Consider the following 4,507-nt stretch of genomic DNA (forward strand, 5'->3'; position numbering starts at 1 on the left):
GCGCTGCATCGGTTTCCGGGTGGGCTGGACGGGGGGAGTTCGTTCTATACGAAGCATGCGCCGGCCAAGGGGATGCCGGAGTGGGTGCAGACGGCTCGGGTGACCTTTCCGAGCGGGCGTACCGGGCACGAGGTGTGCGTGACGGAGCCGGCCACGGCGGTGTGGGCGGTGCAGATGAACGCCCTGGAGCTGCATCCCTGGCCGGTGCGGCGGGAGGATGTGGACCATCCCGACGAGCTGCGGCTGGACCTCGATCCGCAGCCGGGGACGGACTTCGCCGAGGCGGTTGAGGCGGCTACTGAGGCCAGGGCGCTGTTGACGGAGCTCGGGATGGTGCCGTTCGTGAAGACCTCTGGTGGGCGGGGGCTGCACCTGCTGGTGCGGATCGAGCCGCGCTGGTCGTTCATCGAGACGCGGCGGGCGATCATCGCGCTTGCGCGCGAGCTGGAGCGCCGGCGGCCTGACCTGATCACGACCTCCTGGTGGAAGGAGGAGCGCGGGGAGCGGATCTTCACCGACTTCAACCAGATGGCGCGGGACCGGATGCTGGCCGCCGCGTACTCCACTCGGGCCGAGCCGGATGCGCGGGTCTCGATGCCGGTGCGCTGGGAGGATCTGCCCGACATCGCGCCGGAGGACTTCACGGTGCGCACGGTGCCTGCTCTGTTCGCCTCGCGGGGCGACGCGCACGCGGGCATCGACGACGCGGTGGCGACGCTGGACGCGCTGTTGGAGATGGCGGATCGGGACGAGCACGAGCGGGGGCTCGGCGATCTGCCGTATCCGCCCGAGTTCCCGAAGATGCCGGGGGAACCCAAGCGGGTTCAGCCCTCGAAGGCGCGGCACGATGATGAGCCGTCGGGGGAATGACGGGGCTGCTACGCGGAGCCTTCGGGGCCTAGGACGTCGGCCAGGTCGTAGGCGGCGGGGACGTCGAGTTGGTCGTAGCCGCAGGAGGCGGGTTCGCGGTCGGGGCGCCAGCGGACGAAGCGGGCGTTGTGGCGGAAGCGGTCGGCCTGCAGCTGGTCGTAGCGCACCTCGCACACCCGCTCCGGGCGCAGCGCCACGAAGGATCTGTCCTTGGCCGCATTCCAGCGGTTGAGCGTGCCCGGGCGGCGGTGGGCGCCGTCGTCCTCGCCGACCCAGGGGTGCTCCTGCCCTTCGTCGGCCACCAGCGGCACGAGTTCGTCGACGAGGGCGGCGCGGCGGGCCATGGTGAACGCGCTCGCGCCGCCGACGTAGTTGAGCACGCCGTCTTCGAGATACAGGCCCAGCATCAGCGATCCGACCACCGGGCCGCTCTTGTGCAGGCGGTATCCGGCCACGACGACGTCGGCCGTGCGCTCGTGCTTGATCTTCACCATGGCGCGTTCGCCCGGGCGGTACGGGTCGGCCAGCGGCTTGGCCACGACGCCGTCGAGGCCGGCGCCCTCGAAGGTCTCGAACCAGGTCCGGGCGAGCTCGACGTCCTCGGTGGCGCGGGAGACGCGCACGTGCGGGTGCGGCGCGAACAGGCGGGTCAGTGCCTCGTGCCGCTCGGCCAGCGGACGGCCCGTCAGGTCCTCGTCGCCGGCGGCGAGCAGGTCGAAGGCCACGAAGGTGGCCGGGGTCTCGGCGGCCAGCAGCCGGATCCGGGACGCGGCGGGGTGGATGCGGTCACTGAGCCGGTCGAAGTCGAGTCGGCTGCCCTGGACCACCACGATCTCGCCGTCCAGCACACAGCGCGGCGGCAACGCCTCGGCCAGGGAGGCGACCAGCTCGGGGAAGTAGCGCGTGAGCGGCTTGCCGCCGCGGCTGCCCAGCTCGATGTCGTCGCCGTCGCGGAACACCAGGCAGCGGAAGCCGTCCCACTTGGGCTCGTAGAGGTAGCCGCCGGTCGGCACGGTCGCCGCGGACTTGGCGAGCATCGGCTCGATCGGGGACGTGACCGGCAGTGCCATCGCTCGCTCATCCTCGCCGGCTCGCTGGTGGTCGTTCGGACCAGCGGATCATGCCGGGGCGGGGGGCGGCATCCGCTGGCGGCCGAATCGGTGAGGAGGGGCGAGCGACGTACCGGCGAAGGGGGACGGGGGACGGCGCGCGGGTGCACGCGCCGTCCCCCGGGCTCTGGCCGCCATGAAAGGCGGCCGGGCGGCTCGGCTCAGTTGTTCGAGCAGATGTTTCCGTTGATCCAGAAGGCGGTGGGGGCGCCGTCCTGGCCGGTGTCGGTGCCGTTGAAGCCGATGCCGACGGAGCCGCCGTTGGCGGCGATGGTGGAGTTCCAGCTCGCGGCGGTGACGGTGACGTTGAGGCCGGACTGGGTCCAGGTGCCGTCCCAGCCGGACTGGACCGCTTCGCCGGCGTTGGGCCAGGTGTAGGTCAGGGTCCAGTTGTTGATGGCGGTGGCGGCGTTGTCGGTGAGGGTGATGGTGGCGCCGAAGCCGCCGGTCCAGGCGCTGGAGATGGAGTAGTGGACGGAACAGGTGGCGTTGGCGGGCGGTGGGACGGTGAAGGTCTCGGTGGCCGAGGGCAGGGACGGATTGCCCTGGCTGTCCACGGCGATCACGTCGTAGCTGTAGCTCTGCCCGATCGTCAGGCCGCTCAGGGCGAGGCTGGTGGTGGTCGGACTGGCCACCAGCGTGCTCGTTCCGGTACTGGAGATCTGGTAGACCTGGTACTTCGCCACCGGGTAGGTGCCAGCCGTGGACGCGGGCCAGCTCAGCGTCGCGGAGCCGGAGGTGTTGCTGGACGTGCTCGAGGTCAGGTTCGCGACGGTCGGCTGGCCGGGCGCGCTCGGGGCCGTGGCCACGGTGCTGCCGCTGCCGGGGATCTGCAGCACGGTGAGGGTGTAGGGAGCCACCGTCACCGAGGACGCGGAGCTCTGGGTCGCCGAGGTGGTCGAGGTCGCGTTGTTGCCGAGGGTGTAGACGGTGGTGGTGCCGGACGGGGTGTAGCCGTTGTAGGCCAGGTTCACCGTGTACGAGTTCGACGGATCCTCGTTGTCGATCAGGACGCTGAGGCTGCCGTTCGCCTTCCTGACCGCGTGCACGCGCACGAGGGTGTTGCCGGAACTGGAGTTGACCATCTCGTCGCCGGTCGCGATGAGTTTGGTCAGCATCTGCACGCCGTAGTACGAGGCGAACGGGGTGTCGAGCGCGGGCTCGGTGACGCCGCTGCTGTTGCCGCCGCTGGAGAACATGCCGTAGTCGCCGTAGTCCTGCGCGCCGTCGACGGTGCTGGGGGTGCCGGGGCCGTTGTGCTGGTCCCACCAGTCCACGTTGGAGACCCCGTCCTCCAGCCAGGACATGTACATGTCCGCGCTGAACAGGGCGGCGGGCTGGGTGTCGGTGTCGATGGTGTTGTTGGTCTCGGTGACGATGATCGGCACGTTCGCCGCGTTCACCCCGGCGTACTGGGTGATCTCGGTCTTCAGGCTGCTGACGATGCCGGAGATGTCGGTGGTGGTGGCCAGCATCTGCGCGGTGGTCATGCCCGAGTAGGCCGGGTAGTAGTGCACGATGACGCAGTCGGTCTTCGAGCCGAGGGCGCTCAGGACCGTCTGGTTCCACGGCAGCGGGCTGGTGGTCGCGTTGGTCACCCCGTCCGGCCAGAAGCCGGGGGTGGTCAGCACGGCGCACACGTGGATCTTCGAGTCCACCGCCTTCATGGCGGAGATGTAGCCGAGCAGGTTGCTCGCGTAGACGCTCGGCCCGCAGTTGTAGGTCTGGGCCGGCTCGCTGCCGATGGTGACCGCGCCGCCCGAGGCGGAGGTGGTGCAGTGGCTGTCGGCCTCCCAGTCGGCGCCGTAGGTGCCGTTGCCGTAGACCTCGTTGCCGACCTCCCAGTACTGGATGCCGTAGTTGTTGGTCACGTCGGCGTCCTGCACCCACGCGGCGGCCAGCGCGGCCGTGCCGGTGCCGTAGTTCGTGGTGATGATCGGGCTGGCCCCGGCCGACTGCGCGGTGGCCATGAAGTCGGCGAAGTTCGTGTTGCCCGCGTCGTAGCCGCCCTGGGCGACGTTGGTCTGCCAGTTGTAGATGTCAGCGTAGGAGCCGCCCGGGTAGCGCAGGGCGTCGATGCCCGCGGCCTTGATCAGGCCGGCCGCGGCAGAGTCGTTCATGTTGCCGTCGTACACGGCCGTGTTGAGTCCGATCCCGCTGGCCGGGACGGTGCCGAGCCCGGTGGTGGCGTTCACCGTGACGGACACCGCGCTGGCCGCCGCGGCCGGGGAGGCGGCCGCGGCGGGCAGGACGGCGGCCGCGACGAGCGCGAGGCCCGCGGCCAGGGCGGTGCGGGGGGACCGGAGCGGCGTCGTTCTGATCGACACGAAGGTTCCTCCTTGCTCAAAGGAAGAGGGCCGGGCGCGCGGCCGTGTCACGAGGGGTCGGACGCGGAACGCGGGCTGTGGGCCTGAGGGCAAACGGAGACCTTCGCGCAGGTCGTGGGAAGGTCCGCTCCGGGAAGTTAGAACCGCGGGGGTGGGGGGTCAACGTGCGGCGCGGACGGCGGCGCGGGCACCGGACGGCGG

General features: G+C 70.7%; 3 protein-coding genes. 1 reads left to right on the forward strand and 2 read right to left on the reverse strand.

All coding sequences use genetic code 11. The annotated features are described in order from the left end of the window. The coding region (locus KDL01_RS39200; RefSeq protein WP_212533795.1) for a DNA polymerase domain-containing protein at window positions 1–870 on the forward strand (870 nt) is incomplete at its 5' end. An 8-nt stretch (window positions 871–878) separates the two neighbouring features. On the opposite strand, the gene KDL01_RS39205 is transcribed toward KDL01_RS39200, so the two are convergent. Both KDL01_RS39205 and KDL01_RS39210 read right to left on the reverse strand, forming a co-directional pair. After that, a complete protein-coding gene (locus tag KDL01_RS39205) occupies window positions 879–1,940 on the reverse strand; it encodes an ATP-dependent DNA ligase (RefSeq protein WP_212533796.1) in 1,062 nt (353 codons plus the stop codon). 200 nt (window positions 1,941–2,140) lie between these two features. Continuing rightward, complete coding sequence (locus KDL01_RS39210) at window positions 2,141–4,306, reverse strand: cellulose binding domain-containing protein (RefSeq protein ID WP_212533797.1); 2,166 nt, start codon at window positions 4,304–4,306, stop codon at window positions 2,141–2,143. Window positions 4,307–4,507 lie beyond the last annotated feature (201 nt).

Origin of the sequence: Actinospica durhamensis (assembly GCF_018139695.1) — a bacterium.
Taxonomy (GTDB): Bacteria; Actinomycetota; Actinomycetes; order Streptomycetales; family Catenulisporaceae; genus Actinospica; species Actinospica durhamensis.

Bases quoted from the DNA above. Each gene is read 5' to 3' on its own strand.
- KDL01_RS39205 (WP_212533796.1), bottom strand. From the start codon at position 1,940: ATGGCACTGCCGGTCACGTCCCCGATCGAGCCGATGCTCGCCAAGTCC.